The sequence below is a fragment of the Microvirga sp. P4_A5 genome, from assembly GCF_056402495.1.
In genome coordinates, this window is the sequence record NZ_JBFUHH010000048.1 from 12,956 (window position 1) to 29,985 (window position 17,030).

General features: G+C 61.7%; 17 protein-coding genes. 4 read left to right on the top strand and 13 right to left on the bottom strand.

Translation table 11 applies throughout. The features are described from left to right. Positions 1-65 precede the first annotated feature (65 nt). Genes AC1DVM_RS13780 through AC1DVM_RS13790 form a run of 3 tightly spaced genes read right to left on the bottom strand, consistent with a single transcriptional unit; the run spans position 66 to position 2,781 of the window. Positions 66-674 (bottom strand): glutathione S-transferase family protein, encoded by a 609-nt coding sequence (locus AC1DVM_RS13780; RefSeq protein ID WP_477254998.1) that lies wholly within the window; start codon positions 672-674, stop codon positions 66-68. Positions 675-679: 5 nt separating this feature from the next. Next, the gene (locus tag AC1DVM_RS13785; RefSeq protein ID WP_477255000.1) at positions 680-2,197 is read right to left on the bottom strand and encodes a tripartite tricarboxylate transporter permease; all 1,518 of its coding nucleotides are present in this window, start codon (positions 2,195-2,197) and stop codon (positions 680-682) included. Continuing rightward, positions 2,197-2,781, bottom strand: a complete 585-nt coding sequence (locus tag AC1DVM_RS13790; protein ID WP_477255002.1) for a hypothetical protein — start codon at positions 2,779-2,781, stop codon at positions 2,197-2,199. Before AC1DVM_RS13790 ends, AC1DVM_RS13785 begins: the two co-directional genes overlap by 1 nt. A 283-nt stretch (positions 2,782-3,064) precedes the next feature. Between AC1DVM_RS13790 and AC1DVM_RS13795 the strand changes: the two genes are divergently transcribed. Genes AC1DVM_RS13795 through AC1DVM_RS13805 form a run of 3 tightly spaced genes read left to right on the top strand, consistent with a single transcriptional unit; the run spans position 3,065 to position 5,901 of the window. Then, positions 3,065-4,624 carry an FAD-dependent oxidoreductase gene (locus tag AC1DVM_RS13795; protein WP_477255004.1) on the top strand — a complete coding sequence of 520 codons (1,560 nt, stop codon included), beginning with the start codon at positions 3,065-3,067 and terminating at the stop codon, positions 4,622-4,624. Then, a complete protein-coding gene (locus AC1DVM_RS13800; RefSeq protein ID WP_477255006.1) occupies positions 4,621-5,085 on the top strand; it encodes a tripartite tricarboxylate transporter TctB family protein in 465 nt (154 codons plus the stop codon). Before AC1DVM_RS13795 ends, AC1DVM_RS13800 begins: the two co-directional genes overlap by 4 nt. Positions 5,086-5,097: 12 nt before the next feature. After that, positions 5,098-5,901, top strand: coding sequence for an SDR family NAD(P)-dependent oxidoreductase (locus tag AC1DVM_RS13805; protein ID WP_477255008.1), 804 nt, complete (start codon positions 5,098-5,100; stop codon positions 5,899-5,901). A gap of 13 nt (positions 5,902-5,914) precedes the next feature. On the opposite strand, the gene AC1DVM_RS13810 is transcribed toward AC1DVM_RS13805, so the two are convergent. From AC1DVM_RS13810 to AC1DVM_RS13855, 10 genes are read right to left on the bottom strand one after another with little or no spacing between them, the layout of a single operon-like run. After that, positions 5,915-7,327: a 3-hydroxyacyl-CoA dehydrogenase NAD-binding domain-containing protein gene (locus tag AC1DVM_RS13810; protein ID WP_477255010.1), complete on the bottom strand. Its 1,413-nt coding sequence runs from the start codon at positions 7,325-7,327 to the stop codon at positions 5,915-5,917. A 14-nt stretch (positions 7,328-7,341) separates the two neighbouring features. Further along, a complete protein-coding gene (locus AC1DVM_RS13815) occupies positions 7,342-8,340 on the bottom strand; it encodes an NADPH:quinone oxidoreductase family protein (RefSeq protein WP_477255012.1) in 999 nt (332 codons plus the stop codon). Continuing rightward, the gene (locus AC1DVM_RS13820; protein WP_477255014.1) at positions 8,337-9,455 is read right to left on the bottom strand and encodes a CaiB/BaiF CoA transferase family protein; all 1,119 of its coding nucleotides are present in this window, start codon (positions 9,453-9,455) and stop codon (positions 8,337-8,339) included. The genes AC1DVM_RS13815 and AC1DVM_RS13820 overlap by 4 nt, the downstream gene beginning before the upstream one ends. Continuing rightward, positions 9,452-10,084, bottom strand: coding sequence for a 3-hydroxyacyl-CoA dehydrogenase family protein (locus tag AC1DVM_RS13825; RefSeq protein WP_477255016.1), 633 nt, complete (start codon positions 10,082-10,084; stop codon positions 9,452-9,454). The genes AC1DVM_RS13820 and AC1DVM_RS13825 overlap by 4 nt, the downstream gene beginning before the upstream one ends. A 3-nt stretch (positions 10,085-10,087) precedes the next feature. Next, positions 10,088-10,969 carry a 3-hydroxyacyl-CoA dehydrogenase family protein gene (locus AC1DVM_RS13830; protein ID WP_477255018.1) on the bottom strand — a complete coding sequence of 294 codons (882 nt, stop codon included), beginning with the start codon at positions 10,967-10,969 and terminating at the stop codon, positions 10,088-10,090. Continuing rightward, positions 10,966-12,132, bottom strand: coding sequence for an acyl-CoA dehydrogenase family protein (locus tag AC1DVM_RS13835; RefSeq protein ID WP_477255020.1), 1,167 nt, complete (start codon positions 12,130-12,132; stop codon positions 10,966-10,968). Before AC1DVM_RS13835 ends, AC1DVM_RS13830 begins: the two co-directional genes overlap by 4 nt. Then, positions 12,132-12,839, bottom strand: coding sequence for an SDR family NAD(P)-dependent oxidoreductase (locus AC1DVM_RS13840; protein WP_477255022.1), 708 nt, complete (start codon positions 12,837-12,839; stop codon positions 12,132-12,134). The genes AC1DVM_RS13835 and AC1DVM_RS13840 overlap by 1 nt, the downstream gene beginning before the upstream one ends. Beyond that, a complete protein-coding gene (locus AC1DVM_RS13845; RefSeq protein ID WP_477255024.1) occupies positions 12,832-13,599 on the bottom strand; it encodes an enoyl-CoA hydratase/isomerase family protein in 768 nt (255 codons plus the stop codon). The genes AC1DVM_RS13840 and AC1DVM_RS13845 overlap by 8 nt, the downstream gene beginning before the upstream one ends. Beyond that, positions 13,596-15,215 carry a class I adenylate-forming enzyme family protein gene (locus AC1DVM_RS13850; protein WP_477255026.1) on the bottom strand — a complete coding sequence of 540 codons (1,620 nt, stop codon included), beginning with the start codon at positions 15,213-15,215 and terminating at the stop codon, positions 13,596-13,598. Before AC1DVM_RS13850 ends, AC1DVM_RS13845 begins: the two co-directional genes overlap by 4 nt. A gap of 4 nt (positions 15,216-15,219) precedes the next feature. Then, positions 15,220-16,029, bottom strand: a complete 810-nt coding sequence (locus tag AC1DVM_RS13855) for an enoyl-CoA hydratase-related protein (RefSeq protein ID WP_477255028.1) — start codon at positions 16,027-16,029, stop codon at positions 15,220-15,222. Positions 16,030-16,284: 255 nt separating this feature from the next. Between AC1DVM_RS13855 and AC1DVM_RS13860 the strand changes: the two genes are divergently transcribed. Next, positions 16,285-17,030: PAS domain S-box protein (locus AC1DVM_RS13860; protein WP_477255030.1), on the top strand; the 746-nt coding region annotated here is incomplete at its 3' end.

Sequence of the window (17,030 nt, forward strand, 5' to 3'; positions counted from 1 at the left end):
TTCGGATGGAGCCGCATATTTCGCCCGATCGTGGTCGTGCGGTTCAGGCCCGCTCGCCGCGCCCGTTAAGAGCGCGGATCGGTTTCTCGAAAGGAATGACGCTCCGCCATCCGATCCGCAAAATCGGAAAGCCGCGGATACGTCGCTCTCCACGCTTTCGAGTATCGGAAATCGGCATAGTTCAGGGCGACGCCGAGCATGAGTTCGTTGAACCCCGGCCCGTCCCCCCCCCCTTTCGGAATGCTATCGAGATGCTGCGAGACATAGGCCAGCGCCCCGTCAAACCGCACCTCTTCTCGCTTCATGCGGTCTTCCATCTGGAACTCATCGGGACGCCGTGTTTCCAGCAGGCGGTTGACCACAGCATCGATGATGCCGTGCGCGAGGGTATGCCAGCGCATGGCTTCCCACTGATCCGTTGCGGATGCAGGAAGCATCTTGCCCGCAGCCGGCCCGGATTCGTCCAGAACCTGAATGACGGCGAGCGAGTCGTAGAAGACGCGTCCGTCGTCCAGGATCAGTACCGGCACCTTCCCAAGTGGATTGAGCGCGAGCAACCGCTCGGTCTTCGCCCATGGATCCTCATCGACGAAGTCGAAGGGAACCCCTCGCTCAAGCGCGAAGACGCGGGCCTTTCGAACATAGGGAGATGTGCGTGAACCCCATATCTGCATGTCGGTCAGTCCTCGTTGGTGCTTTCCGCGATCAGCCTCGTGACCATGGTGGACCGCTTCCGCAGCCAAGTCGTGGCTGTAACGACGACCACGGCCGCGATGACGAGCGTGAGGGCAATCGGTCTCCCCGCGATGAACAGCACATCGCCTCCGGACATGGCGAGCGACTGCCGCAAGGACTGCTCGAACATCGGACCCAGCAGGAAGCCGAGGATCAGCGGCGCGAGGGGCATGTTGAACCGACGCATGAAGTAGCCGACCGCACCGAACCCGATGGCAACCCAGACGTCGAACATCGTGTTACGCGGCGCATAGGCGCCGAGAAGGCAAACCGCGAGAACGACAGGTCCGAGAATGCTATAGGGAATGCGGCTCACCCGGGCCCAAGCGCCAACCAGAGGAAGGTTGAGAACCACCAGCATGGTGTTGGCGATGATCATGCTGCCGATGATCGTCCAGACGAACGCGCCCTGAGTCTGGAACAGCATCGGTCCCGGGGTAAGCCCATTGATGAGGAGCGTGCCGAGAATGATGGCGAGCGCCGGGCTGGTCGGAATGCCGAGGGCGAGCAGCGGGATGAAGCCCGCCATCGCCGTAGCGTTGTTGGCGGCCTCCGGAGCGGAGACGCCTTCGATCATGCCTTTGCCGAACTTCTCCGGCGTCTTGGAGATGCGCTTCTCGATGTCGTACGACAGATACGCCGTCAACGCCGGCAACATGCCCGGAAGCAGTCCGAGGATAAACCCGCTGATCGTGCCACGCACGGCTGCCATGAGGCCGCGCCACAATTCGCGGCCGCGCGGGATCATGTTCCACCAGGATTCGAGCTTTCCGGAAAAGATGTGCTGAACGCTCGCGCCCATGCTCGTCAGGACTTCTCCGATTCCAAACAGACCAACGAGGACTGGAACGATGTCGAACCCCTTCGACAATTCGAAGGTTCCGAAGGTGAGTCTCTGCACGCCCGTGAGCGGATCCGTCCCGAGGCTCGCAAGCGACATTCCCAGAACCGCAAGCGCCAAACCTTTGACCAGGGAGTTGCCCGCAAAGCTGACCAGGGCGGTCATGCTGAAGAGAACCAGCCCGAAATACTCGGCCGGGCCGAACTTCAGCGCGAGATCCGCGACGACCGGCCCGATGAATGAGATGGCGGCGGCTCCGGTGATGCCGGCGAAATACGAACCGATGGCCGCAATCGCCAGCGCCTGACCGGCTCTCCCCTGCTTGGTCATGGGAAAGCCGTCCTGCGCCGTCACGACCGATGAGGTTTCCCCGGGGATGTTCATTAGAATAGCGGTGGTGGAACCGCCATACATCGCGCCGTAATAGATGCCTGCCATGATGATGATGGCGCCTTCCGGCGGAAGATGCGCCGATACCGGCAGCAGGATCGCCATGGCCGAGGCCGGGCCCAAGCCCGGCAGGACACCGACCAAGGTCCCCAATATGCAGCCGATGAAGGCGAACAGGATATTCGACCACGTCGCCGCGGCCAAAATTCCGCCAACGAGACCGGTATCCATCAGCGAACCAATCCTGCGAATTCCTCGCGCTCGGTCACCGCCAAGTGCGAGATGGGACGATAGAGAGCCTCATTCACGTCTTCCTCTGCGGGCCCGAGGTCCGCAGAGGTCTCGATCGAAACGCCGAAGAGCGGCGTGTGCCGATCAAGTCCGACCGATTTGTGCCAGACCGTGCCCGGCCGTTTGGCGTCGATCCGACTGCGCATCTTCTCGGCTTCAGCCTCCGACAGGCCTTCGAAAGAGACGACGCGCAGGAACTCTCCGTCGCCCAAGCGCGGCGCGGTGACGGAATCCCCATTCTCTCTCCCGAAGAGATCGCGGCTCCAGTCGATGATATAGGGCCGCCATTCAAAGAAGCCCCAGTCGTTCGTGTAATCGGGAGTTGTGAATGCGTCTGCGGAGGACAAAGTCCAGTAGGCCAGATAGTCCCGCCCCACTCCCGCTGCGCGGTAATAGCGCTGTCCGGTCAAGAAGTGGGGCTTCTCGAGCATCTGCCGCAGTTTCGGCCCACTGTACCAAGTATTCCAGGATTCCTCCCGCGCCGGTTCGTTGAAGTTACAGCGGACGACGTAAGCTAGATTCATCGTGTTTCCTCTGACTGCCATGCCGCCTGGATGAGGCATGGGTATAGGCGTCTTCGATAGCGTCGCACCCATCTATGCAATCCGCGCACCAACGAGCCTGGAAGGGAAAAGGAACGCCGCTTTCGTCGCCAGATTGTCCGTCGAAACAACACCGGGCGTCCGGCGTGTGCGCGAAAGCGACAATCTTTTCGCCCGCCGCGAGCCGGGATCGTGCCAAACACGTTTCTGAGGACGTGGCATCCCGCTTGCGATGAGGGAAGCAGAGTGGAGATTGCAGCAGAAGATGAAAGACACCCAACCTTCCGCCATTGAAACGGACGTCGTGGTGATCGGGGGCGGCGGAGGCGGCCTCGCCGCGGCTATCGAGGCAGCGACAGCGGGAGCGAAGGTTATCCTCCTGGAGAAGAATCCTGCTCTCGGCGGCAGCACGGCATGGTCCGTAGGATCCATATCGGCCACGCGGACACCCCATCAGAAGAAGCGGGGCATAGACGATTCGCCCGACGACCATTTCGAGGATATGGAGGTCCTCGCGGGATCCTACGCCAATCGCGACAACCGCGAATTGCGTCGGCTCCTGGTGGACCGCACGACCGAGACGATCGCCTGGCTAGAATCCATGGGCGTCGTCTTCGCCGGCCCCAACGTCGAGCCTCCCCACCGCAAGCCGCGAATGCACAACGTGCTGCCCAACTCGCGATCCTTTCCCTACCACCTGGGCCGGCATGCGCGGCGGCTCGGCGTCGATATCCGCCTCGCGACGAAGGCGGATAGGCTGATCGAGGAGAACAATCGTATCGTGGCGGTGGAATGCAGCGACGCGAGCGGTCGGCGGATTGTGCTACGCGCGCGGGGCGGCGTCGTTCTGGCAGCCGGCGATTACAGCGGCAGCCCTGAAATGAAAGGCAAATATGCCGGCCCCGAAGTCACGAACCTCGAGCCCGTCAACGTGACGGCGACGGGCGACGGTTTCGGCTTGGGCTTCGAGCACGGCGCCGAGATGATCAACGGCGATATCGTCCGTGGACCGATCATGAGATTCGTTCCTCCACGCCAGTCGAGCCTGATCGGCCGGCTGCCGCCCTGGCGGCCGCTCGCGCAGATCATGAAACTTTCCATGGACCACCTGCCGGAACAAATTCTCCGGCCTTTCGCCATGAGCTTCCTCACGACGGCGCTCGGCCCTTCGCCGGATCTGTTCCGCAATGGCGCAATTCTCGTCAATGCCGAAGGCCGCCGCTTCGCTGAGGAGACGCAGAAGCCGGGGGTGCAAGTGCCGCATCAACGGGACCGTCTGGCCTATATCGTCATGGATGCCAGCATCGCGGCGAAATTCGAAGCTTGGCCCTATTTCGTCTCGACGGCTCCCGGAATCGCCTATGCCTATCTGGCGGATTACCGCCGCAACCGCCCGGAAATCTTCAAGACCGGCGCGACGCCGCAGGAGCTTGCGAAGTCCATGGGAATCGATCCTGAGGTCTTTGCTGCGGAACTGCAGCAATATAACGGCGTCGACCGCTTGGCGCGTCCTGGCGATTTCCCAGCCCTGTCATCCGGTCCTTTCGTGGCGCTCGGTCCGATCCGCAGCTACGTCGTCTTTACCGATGGCGGCCTCAAGGTGACGCCGCGCCTCGAAGTCCTCGGCCAAGATGGACAGCCGGTTCCGGGACTCTACGCCGCGGGCTCCAACGGTCAGGGCGGCGTCCTCCTCGAAGGCCACGGACATCATCTGGTCTGGGCCTTCATATCCGGAAGAATCGCAGGAGCGAACGCTGCCCGCGAGGCTGTCCGTTCCGCGAGCGAAGCAAAGCGAACAAACACTGAAGCAAGGGTTGCATCATGAGTGAACGTTTATGGGGCTGGGCCCTGGTTCTGATTGGCGCCGTCATGGCACGGGACGGCTGGCGTCTCTGGCATGATGATCGCGGCGACGGCATGTTCGATGTCCTGGGTCCCGACAGATACATTATCCTGATGGGCGGCCTGCTGGCGCTGTGCGGCATCATCATCGCGTTGAGCAAGCCAGCATACGCGCTCGCGGGAGGCGAGGACGAAGCAGAAGAAAAGGGGAACCATCGCGTCCCCTTCGTTTTCACGGCGGTGCTTGTGGTCTATGCGCTGATCATTCCCGTGCTCGGTTATACGGGCGCAACGTTCCTGTTCTTCCTGGCAGCCTACTATCTCGCCGGCAGGCGCAGGCTCGTGCCGACGCTTCTCACAAGCGCATTTTCGGCGACCTGCTTCTATCTGCTTTTTCCGTATTTTGCGGACATGCCGCTGCCTCGCGGCATCCTAGGCTTCTAAGGAGACGGCCTCATGGAACGATTGGCAGGTAAAGTCGTCATGATCACGGGGGCCGGCGGAGGCCAGGGAGCCGCGGAGGCGCGGCTCTTCGCCGAGGAAGGCGCGTCGCTGCTCCTGACGGGTCTTCCGGGAGACGACCTGAAGGGTCTTGCCGCCGAAATCGGCGCGTCAGGCACGCGCGTGATCTGGAGTGCGCACGACGTTTCGAACGAAGCGCAATGGATCGACGCTGTCGACCTCGCAAAACGCGAGTTCGGGGGAATGCACGTCCTCGTCAACAATGCCGGCACGATCAGCCGGCAGGGCATATCGGACACCACGCTCGACAAGTGGCACCGCACGATGGACGTGAACCTCACGGGGCCGATGCTCGGCATAAAGCACGCCGCGCCGCTCATGCGGGATAGCGGCGGCGGGTCCGTCATTAACGTGTCGTCCATCGCCGGGCTCGGCGCTCATTACGATGCTGCCTACGGCGCAAGCAAGTGGGGGCTGCGCGGGCTCACGAAGTCCGCCGCGATCGAGTACGTGGAATGGAATATCCGCGTAAACTCGATTCACCCGGGACAGATCATCGACACGAGCTTCTACCGGGACGGCAAGCCAGGCCATGCGGAATCGGCACGGCGCAGCATTCCTATGCAGCGCCAGGGCACACCTCTCGAATGCGCGAAGCTCGTCCTGTTTCTCGCCAGCGACGAGTCCAGCTTCATCACGGGCGCCGAGATCGCCATCGACGGCGGCTTCACCGCTGGCGGAGCGATTTGGCTGCGCAACAAGATGCGCGACGCACTGGCATCCGGGGCTATGGTTTAGCCCCGGACCAGGATTATGCGGCCTGCCGCTTGTGGATTGCCTCTTCGTCGGCGGCGAGACGCAGCACGAGCGAAGTGCGGTAGCGGGGGTCGCCTGTCACGGCACGCAGGTTGTCCATAATCGCGATGACATCGGACAGGCCGATCTCGCGCGCCCAAGCCACCGGACCGCGGGGATAATTGACGCCGTACGTCATCGCCAGATCGATCTCCTCCAGGCTCCCGACGCCATGGAGCGAAGCTTCGAAGGCCTCGTTGGCAAGCATGGCGATAGTCCGCATCAGGATAAGACCTGGCCGGTCGGCGATCTCGGTAACGGTCCGGCCCCCTTCCGAAAGTGCGCTCACGACATCATGGAATGTCGGGTCGCCCACGTCCGGCGACCGGCTCACGGCTACTCGGGGTGAGCGGCGCGCATCGGCGACCAGATCGTACAGGACGACTGAGTTTCCTGCCTCAAGAGCATGGCTCGCTGCCGTGCGGCCGTCGGTGCGGCGCACGAGGACGTTTCCAATCCGGTGCCCCGTTCCGTCGAGCGGGAGAACCGCATCCGCCTCGGTCGGCTTTGAGCCGCGAGTGACGGCGCTGTTCTCATAGAACCCGCGCCCAGCTTTGCGGCCGAGCCATCCCGCATGAATCAGCTCTTTCTGGATCAGGGATGGCCGGTAACGCGGATCGCCTGAAAAGGCGTCGAACATCGACTGGGTGACCGCATAATTCACGTCATGGCCGATCAGGTCCATGAGCATACAGGGTCCCATCCGAAATTCACCCGCTTCCGTATACACCGAGTCCAACGTGGCGGGATCGGTGGCGCCCTCTTCCAGAAGGCGCAGGGCCTCGCCGTAAAAAGGACGCGCGACGCGATTGACGATAAATCCCGGCGTGGCTTTCGCCCGCACGGCTATCTTTCCCCAGGCGCGGGCAAGTTCCAGCAGTTTATCGGCAACCGCCGGGGTTGTTGCAGCCCCTGAGACTACCTCCACCAGCTTCATGATGGGAGCTGGGTTGAAGAAATGGAACCCAGCCACACGTGCCGGAAGGCGTAGCGCCGCGGCAATTGCCGTGATCGAGATGGAGGATGTATTCGTCGTCAGAATGCAATCGTCGGAAATGATGGCCTCGAGCTGCGAGAACACACGTCTCTTGACCTCGAGATCCTCTACCACCGCTTCGATGACAAGCTGCGAACTCGCAAGTTCGCCGATGTCGCCCGCCGGTGCGATGCGGTCCAGAATTTCCGCCCTGGTCTGAGCAGAAAGCCGCCCCCGCGTCACGAGACCATCGAGGTCGGACGTGATGCGCGCAACGCCGCGTTGCGCAGCGCCTTCCATGACATCGAACAACAGCACGGAGTGGCCTGCCTGAGCGGCGACCTGCGCAATTCCAGCGCCCATCGCGCCGGCGCCGACAACGGAAACTCTCATGAGGCTCGGTTCCATCACCATTCCCGAACCTTCAGGATGATCTTGCCCTGCGCCTTCCCGTCCCGGAGAAGCGCAAGCCCTTCCGCGAAGTTTTCCAAGGAGAAGTCACGGCTGATGATCGGATCGACTTTGCCCGCGAGGTAGGCGGAAAAGATTTCCTGCTGCGCCTCGACGACACGCTCGGGCGTCCGGTCCCGGTAATCGGACCATTGCAATCCCGAAACCGCGATGTTCTTCACGAGAAGGTAATTGGCCTTGATGGTCGGAATCTCGCCGCTTGCGAACCCGATGATCACCATGCGGCCGCACCAGGCCATAGCCCGCAGGGCAGCCGCGTTGGCAGCCCCGCCGACGGGATCGATGACCACGTCGACACCGTGCCCATCCGTCAGCTTCGCGATATCCGCGCGCAGGCTGTCGCGGATATCCTCCGCTCCGAGATCGATGACGTGATCCGCCCCAGCCGCTTTCGCGATGGCGGCATTCCCCTCGCCGATGATGCCGGCTATGACGGTGCTGGCGCCGAGCGCCTTGGCGAGCTGCACGCTGGCGACGCCGATTCCGCCCGAAGCGCCGAGCACGAGCACACGCTCGCCGGGCTGCAGATGCGCGCGTTCGCGGAAGGCGAACCAGGCGGTCTGGTAGACCAGGCCGAGCGCCGCCGCCTTATCGAAGGGCAAGCCGTCAGGCATGACGAAGCAGCTCCCGGCACGCACATTCAGCTTTTCGGCATAAGCGCCGTACTCGGTCTGGGCGACGACCCTGTCGCCCACTTTCAACGCATCGACCCCCGGCCCTACCGCCGCGACGACGCCCGACGCACATTTTCCGGGAGAGAATGGAAGCCGCGGCTTGATCTGGTAACGGCCCTCGATCACGAGGATATCCGGATAGTTCGCCTCGGCGGCCATGACGTCGATGACGACCTCGCCTTCAGCCGGGCTTGGATCGGGAACATCGGTGGCCTGGATCGTCTCGAAGGGGGCGAATTGAGAAACCCAAACGGCTTTCATGAAGCGAGATCCTTGTTGTCTTGCCCAAGCGAGGGAGATGCGAGAGTCTGAGAGCGTTCTCCTCGAAAGGCATCGTTGATAGGTACCGGCAGAGCCGTCATCACCTGACCTGCATCGTTGGAGACCATGCGGTCGAACAATCCGCGCGCGCGGAAATGAGGGTCGTCCAGGGCGTCGCGGACATGCGCGACGATGGAGGCGCAGCAATCCTTCGTCGCGAAGCGCGAAGCCCATACCTGCGCCGTCTCGGAAGCGATGATCGCGGCAACCCGTTCTGCGGTCACGCCGGGGTCGCGGCTGTCGTCGCGGTATTCCGACTCCAGGCCAATCAGGTCGCAGAAATTCTCCCAGAATTTCTGCTCGATGGGCGCTGCGGCGACCACCTGTCCGTCCTTCGTGCCGTAGAGCCGGTAGCGCGCCGTGCCGCCCGTGACGAGTTCGGTGCCGTTGCCAGGCCAATCGCCTGTCCCGAGCCCCTGCCCCATCGCCCAATAGAGGAAGGGGAAGAGATTGTCGGACATCGCCACGTCCAGATAGCGACCCTCGCCCGTATAGCGTCTCTCCATCACGGCAAGGACAATGTTCATGACGGCCGGATAGGCGCCGCCTCCGATGTCGGCGATCAAGGCCGGCGGAACGACTGCGTTCGTCGGCGCACCCATCGAGAGGCCGAGCAAGCCTGCATCGCCGATATAGTTCAGGTCGTGCCCTGCCGCGAGGCTTTTGGGTCCGCTCTGTCCGTACCCGGTGATGGAGCAATAGACGAGGCCGGGATTGCGAGCGCGGAGCGTGTCATAGTCGAGCCCCAGGCGCTTCATGACGCCGGGCCTGAACTGCTCCACGAGCACATCCGCCTTCTCCAGCAGCGGATCCAGCTTTTTGCGGTCTGCCGGATCCTTGAGATCCAGTGCGACGCTCTTTTTTCCCCGGTTGAGAAGCGCGAAATTCGCACTGTCGCGGCCCCAGGCGGGCTTGTAGCCGCGCATGTYGTCGCCGCTGCCGGGACGCTCGATCTTCACCACGTCGGCACCGGCCTCCGCCAGCAGCAGCGTGGCCATCGGACCCGGCAGCAGCGTGGAGAAATCGAGGACGAGGAGGTCCTTCAACGGCCTCATTCGCTCGTCCTCCGACGCGCGGCGACGCACGCGCGGCGGGCAGGTGCGTACCCTGCCGCTCCCGTCGTCTCGAAGAGATTGCGGGTCATATCATGATGATAAGCGAGGCCGCCACGCACAACGCGCTCGACAGGGCCGTCGGGATATCCGAGACCGAGCTTACATGTTAGGTCGATATCCTTTTGGCTCGCCCGCCCTTCGTCCAGAAAGCGCAGAGCGGCATTGTATTTAGGCCGCACGAGCCGGTCGATGATGCGCCCTGCCTGATCGGTGCACACGACCACAGTCAGCCCCGCAGCCTCGAACAAAGCTTTCGCCGCCGCGATCGCATCCGCATCTGTCCGCTTCTGCGTGACGAGCTCGACCAGGGGTGACGGTGCATCGGCTCCATTGCGATAACGAGCGAAGCCCAGCGCGTTGGATCCCTCTTCACCGAGGCCTTCGCCCGTATGATCGCCGAGGCATTCGATGCCAAGCTCGACGAGCACGGCGCGCTTTCCGGAATCGGGCTGATAGGGCGATCCGAGATGCAGCACGATGTCCGCGTCCTCGACGGCGACGGCAGCGGTGTGGAACGGATCTTCGGATGGGAAGGATGCCGATGACGAGCCCAAAATTGCGTATTTCATAGTTTACGCTCCAAACATGGAGTTGCCCTGATAGGTGARGAAACCCCTTCCGGACTYCCGGCCGGTCAGCCCGGCCGCTACCATGCGCCGCAGCAGCGGAGGAGCCCCCGCACGCGGATCCAGGGTGATGTCGTAAAAGGCCTCGCACAATCTGATCTGCGTATCCAGGCCGATGAGATCGATCAGCTCAAGCGGCCCCATCTTGTAGTCGAGGCCGACCTTGATCGCCTTATCGACATCGGCGGCGGACGCGACGCCCGCCTCGACCGCGCGGATCGCATCGTTGTTGAAAGGAACAAGCAGCGCGTTGAGGATAAATCCGGGATCGTCGCTGGTCTTGACTGGAATCTGCCCCAGCGTCTCGGTGAATTGCCAGACGGTGTCGAATGTTTCGGAGGATGTCAGGATGCCCGGTGACATCTCGACGAGTTTCATCAGCTGGGCAGGCAGACAGAAGTGCATGCCCGTCACTTTGTGCGGCCGCTTCGAGCCGCCCGCGATCTCGGTGATCGAAAGAGTGGACGTGTTCGAGGCATAGATGGTGTGATCGGGACAGACCTCGTCGAGAGTCTTCATCAACGCGTGCTTGACCGCCAGATCCTCGAACACAGCCTCGATCACGAGATCGCATTCGCCAAGCCCCAGTGGATCGGTTGTGCTGACGAGCGATGCGAGCGCCTGCTCGCGCGCCTCCGGCGTCATCTTGCCCCGTACGACGGACTTGTCGAAGAAGCTGGCGGTCTGAGCGCGTGTCCGCTGCAGCGCCTCCTCGGACCGGTCGAAGGCAATCGTTCGATAGCCTGCGCGCGCGACCACGATCGCGATGCCCGCGCCCATAGTGCCGCCGGCTCCGCAGACGCCGACCGTTTTTATGGTTGTGCTCATCGTGCAGCGAAGCTCCTGCCAATCAGTTGACGATGGACCTGGTTGGTTCCTTCCCAGATCTGGGTGATCTTGGCGTCCCGCATGAGCCGCTCGACCCGGTAATCGGCGCAATAGCCGTAGCCGCCATACATCTGGACCGCCTCGGTTGCGGTCTTCATGGCGATGTCGGAGGCCCGCATCTTGGCGATGGACGCCTCAAGGCCCACATCGGTCAATCCGCTCTCGAAAAGCCGCGCCACATAGTCGAGCCATGATTCCGTCATGACGATCTCGCTTGCCAGATCGGCGAGCATGAACTGGTTACCCTGGAAATCGACGATGCGCTTCCCGGACTGCTTCCGGTCGTTCATGTAGCCGACCATGTCCTTGAAGGCCGCATTCGCGATTCCAAGGGCATGCGCGGCGATGCTGGGACGGGACTTGTTCAGCGACGCGAAGAGGATCCGAAGGCCGTCGCCTGGCTCACCCAGCAGGTTCGCACGGCTGACGCGGCATCCGTTGAACGCAATCGACGCCGTGGACGACGCGCGGTGCCCCATCTTTTCTTCGAGCCGCACGACCTCGAAACCGGGTGTTCCCTTCTCGAAGACGAGAACCGATATCGCCTTCTTGGGATCGGAGATCTCTGACCATTTGCCGAAAAGCAGGATGCGATCGGCAACGTCGCCGTTCGTGATGAAGATCTTGTTTCCTTCCACGATGATGTCGTCACCATCCGGAGTGAACTTGGTCTTCATGCCGGTGGCGTCCGATCCGGCTCCCGGCTCGGTGATGGCGAGCGCGCCAAGTCCTCCTTCGGCAATGACAGGCAGGAGCCTGCGCTTCTGTTCATCGGTGCCGAAGTCGATGAGAGGCTTCATGCCGTGGAAACCGGTGGCGTAGATGATCCCGGTCGACGCACATGCCTCCGAGATGATCTGCACCACCTTCAGATAAAGCCGGTACGACATGGGCGATCCGCCGCACTCTTCGGGAACAAAGATCCCATTGAGCCCGAATTCGTTGATGGCCTCGATGTTGGCAACAGGAAATTCGCTGTGCCTGTCATATTTTTCGGCGTTCGGAGCGATGACCTCGTCGGCAAGCCGACGCACCTGGTCAATCACCAACTGCTCCTCTTCGCTCCAGGAGCGCTGGCGCTCGAGCTGATCGAAAATCTTCATCAGTGATTATGTCCCTGTCCACCGTCGATGTAGATCGTCTCGCCTGTCAGGAAGGCGATGTTTTCCGAGAAGAGGGCTGCGACCAGTTTCGCCACCTCTTCGACCTGTCCCGGTCGACCGACCGGAATTCGCCGCGAGAGCCAGCTTTTGACCTTCTCGCTGGAAAGGTAGTCCCGATTGAGATCGGTCTCGATATAGCCCGGTGCGACATCGAGTACGCGAATACCGAACTTCGCCCACTCGGTGGCAAGGCATCGTGTCATGGCCCCGACAGCGGCTTTGGATGCGCAATATGCGAGATTGTCGACGACACCGAGCCGTTCGAAGAACGAGCCGATATTGAGGATCATTCCACCACCGGCGGCGACCAGATGTGGCTGAACCTCTCGGCTTGCGATCAAAACCGCCGTGGTGTTGAGTCGGATGGTCTGCTCGAAATCGGCAGCAGAGAGGGATAGGGAGGGTTTCGCCTCGTGGGCGCCCGCGTTGTTGACGAGGCCAATGATCGGCCCGCGTTCGCCGATCTTGGCAATCGCATCAGCAAGCGCGCTCTCATCCGTGACATCGCACGCGACGCCATAGCCGGAATGGGTCGCGCCGGAGCGTGAAACGGCAGCGACCTCAAATCCCCGCCGCGTGAGCTCCGCCGCGATCCCGGCGCCAATTCCCTTGCTGGCGCCCGTAACGATGATTTGTCCATTACGCATCGCGAAACACGGGCTTTCTCTTGGCAAGGAAAGCGCTCATGCCCTCGTCCGCATCCCCTGTGCTGTAGGCGAGCGTCGAAAGATCCGCCTCAATCTTCAGACCCTCGGCGACCGGCACGTCGAGAGCGCGCGTCACGGCCTCCCGCGCCATCGAGAGGACAGGCAGGCTGTAGCCCATGAACTCGCGGACGAAGTCCAGACCTGCCGAGACTGGATCGCCTTCGACGAGCCTGTTCGCAAGTCCGATGCGCGTGGCCTCTTCCGCGCCGAGCGTGCGGCCGGTCATGATGATTTCGAGCGCTCTCGCCTCTCCGATGATCCGCGGCAACCGCTGCGTTCCGCCATAGCCAGGGATCAAACCCAGCTTGATCTCGGGCAGTCCCATCTTGGCCTGTGCCGTCACCAGCCGGAACGTCGCCGCGAGCGCGAGCTCCATTCCACCGCCGAAGGCAAACCCGTGAATCACCGCGACCGATGCGATCGGCAGCGCGGCGAGCTTGGAGAAAACGCGCTGGCCGAATTCGGCCCCGCGCTTCTGCGATACGGGGTCGCGCCCCGTGAGCTCTGTGATGTCCGCGCCGGCGCAGAAGGATTTCGGTCCGGCCCCGGCGATGACGAGAGCCCGCGCCTTTGAGGTCGCGATCTCATCGAACGCCGCATCGAGACGGCGCAAGACATCAAACGACAAGGCATTGAGGACATCAGGGCGGTTCAGGACCAGAACCGCGACGTCGTCCCGGTAATCGAGTTCTACAGTCATGTGGCCACCTTCTCACCTTGGCGCGCGCGAAGAAATTCTGGCCGGACCTCGCCCCGCTTGACCATATCCACCAGCTCGCGCTTCAGGATCTTGCCACTCGGCGTCAACGGAAATGAATCGAGCACGACGAAGTATTCCGGCATGTCGTATTTCGACAGCCCCTCTTTGGCGAGATGATCGAGAACCTCCTTCGCCTCCACATCGCCGATGATCGCTAAGCATGCGCGTTCCCCGAGCCGCTCGTCTGCAATCGGAAAGCAAGCCGCCTTTTGAACTCGCGCGTGGCGCACGGAAAGCCCTTCGACATGCGCCGGGTAGATGTTGTGGCCGCCACGGATGATGAGGTCCTTGAGACGTCCCTCGATCCGCACGGACCCGTTGGGCATGACGGCGCCCAAATCTCCAGACATGAACCAGCCTTCGTCATTGAAGCTTGCGTCGGTCGCATCCTGGTTGGCGAAATATCCCAGCATCAGCGCCGCGCCGCGTCCGCCTATCTGCCCGATTTCTCCGTCCGCAAGACGCCGGTTCTGGTTCTCGGCATCGAAGATGGCGACTTCGTAGGCGTGTCCACCCCGTCCGCAGGTCGAGACGATCGTCTCGGTGTCGTCACTGGGATGAGTGTACTGGTGCGACGAGTTCTCCGTCATGCCGTACACGTTCTGCGGCTTGATACCCTGCTTGAGAAAGGCATCGGCGACGGCAGGGGGAATGGGTGCACCCGCCATGTAGAACACGTCGACGGCTCCCAACCTGTCGATGGACCGCAGCTTCTGCTCCTGAAGAATGTCCATTGCGTGGGTCGGAACGCCCATCACATAAGTGGCGCCGCTCTCGATGATCCAGTCGACTCGGCTCATGCCTGCAGGAATGTCGTCCGTGACGAGCAGACAGCCGGCGAGCAGCCATTGCCCGACCGCGACCCATGCGATGTGATGGGACAGCGGCGAAATCGTCATGAGGACCGTATGCGGGCCATGTTTCCAGTCGTTGACGAGATCGCGGGCGTTAGCCAGCAGCGTGTTATCCGAGTGGATGACGCATTTCGGCGCACCGGTCGTTCCCGACGTGAAGGCAAGATAGAGAACCTTGTCAGGATCATGGTTGGGCTGCGCCGTATAGCGCGCGGGCTTGGGAAAGAATTCCGGCATGTAGACCACCTTGAGAGATGGGATGGCGGCCAGCGTCCGTTCGAGCGGCTGCATCGAGCCTCCGCCAAAGCCCGGCTCGGTTAGCAGAGCCTTCGACTTGAGCCTTCCGATGAGAGTCTCGATATCGCTCTCGGAATAGGTCTTATGCAGTGACGGATTGCAGGGAAATCCCTCTCGCGAACAGGCGAGAAAGGTGACGATCACCTCCGCCCGGTTGGACGCCCAGATCGAAACGCAATCGCCGGTCACCAGACCATAGCTGCGCAGATCCGATGCGACGCCGTCGACCCATAGCCTCAACTCCGCATAGGTCAGCGTGACGCGGCCGTCGCGAAGCGCCAGCGCATCCGGGCGTTCCTTGGCGTGCTTCGCGAGAAGCGAATAGAAGGTGTCGTCCTGCCAGAGACCTTTCTCGTAATAGTCCCTTGCCTTCGACGGATGATGGAGAGTCAGGAATTGCCGCATATGATCACCTGCCAAACTTTGACGGGTCGGGCTTTCGCTTCTCGCTGAAGGATGTGGACATCTCGTGGCTCTCGTCCGTTTCGAGATAGGCCCTCAGCAGGAGATCGTGGGTGACGCGCGACATTCCTGCGACGCCGCCATGCCGCGAAAGGAAAGCGCCCTTTATCGCCGCGAGCGCAAACGGCCCGCGCTCCGCGATCGTCAGAGCCATGGCCCGGGTCTCCTCGCGCAGGCTATCATCGGGAACGACCTTGTTGATGAGGCCCATCTCAAGCGCTTCGCGCGCGCTGATCTTGGAATTGCAGTACCAGATTTCCTTGGCCTTCTTCTTCCCTACCAAGTCTTCCAGGTACCATGTGCCGTAGCCGGCATCGAAGGAACCCATCATCGGGCCCACTTGGCGGAAAACCGCGCTCTCCTTGGCGATGGTCAGGTCGCAAACCACCTGAAGAACGTTGCCGCCCCCGACCGCGAACCCGTTGACGCTGGCGATCACCGGCTTCTGAAGCTTGTCGATTGCGTCATACATTTCAAGGGTCGGCAAAGTTCCGGCATAAAGGGTCGACTTGACGGGAAGGTCCTTGCGCCCTCCGATGCAGAAGAATTTCTCCCCCGCTCCGGTGATGACGATCACCCGCGTTCGGTCCTCACGGCGGATCCCGTCGATCAAATCGCGGATCTCATGACACATTGTTTCTGTAAACATGTTGCCATCGTCCGGGCGATTAAGTGTGATCGTCCCGATCGGCCCGTCTTCTTCATAAAGGATTGTTGAATAGGTCACGTACCGCTCCAATTGGCGGGATCGAGACACCGGAGGATTGAAGTGCCTTTGGATTCAAAGTCACGAATCCATAAGCCCTTCTCTGCATTTAGCCCCGCTGTCGGCACCATCCCGTATTGTTGTATGGAGCTAGCTGCAACTGCCATGCCAACAGCGTTGTTTGAGGGTTCTATAGCTGCCGGATTGTGTGTCAGAAAGTCACTTTCCGATACGTGTAGTTGCCAACAACAAAACGATTGTGCGAGTGTCTACATCAACGACAAATAAAGATGCGGGGAAACGTCGATGGAACAGATCGCCCACCCAGTCGAGGGGCTGATCGTGCGCGATGCGTCGGGCCAAATATCTTTTGCGATCGGGCTCGGAGTGGACCCACGCGCCAAAGCCCTGGCATCCGATGCGGACTGGCTGTCCGAGGCGCGGGCTCGGCGGCTCCAGCCGCTTACTATCGACCGGCGCAAATATACGGTCCTCGTGACCAAGATGGAGAAGGGCGAACTCCTAATGTTCTGCCGCGTTCCGGACGCGGTTCTCGAATTCGTGAGCTCGGTCGACTTCGCCTACGATATTATCGACCACTTTCTGACCGACCCCTTCGAAGCGATGACCGTCGTCGACCGGAAGGCGAACCTTGTCTACATCTCGCCGGTGCACGAGAAGTTCTTCGGCCTGTCGCATGGCGAAGCCAATGGGCGCCCGGTGCGCGAGGTGATCGACAATACGCGGCTTCACAAAGTCGTCGCAACGGGCAAGGCCGAAGTCGGAGAGATTCAGGAGATGCGGGGCTTGCAGCGGGTCGTATCCCGTGTGCCGATTAGCCGCGACGGCAATGTGATGGGCGCCGTCGGCCGGGTCATGTTCAAGGGTCCGAAGCAAATCGAGGAGCTCAGCCGTCGCGCGAACGCGTTGGAAAGCGAGGTCGCGTTCTTCCGTCGGGAGGCCATGTCGCTGCGCAGCCGCAGCTATGGCCTGGACGACCTCATTGGGAACAGCTCCGCCATGAAGCGGCTTCGCGATGAGATCGTGAAGAT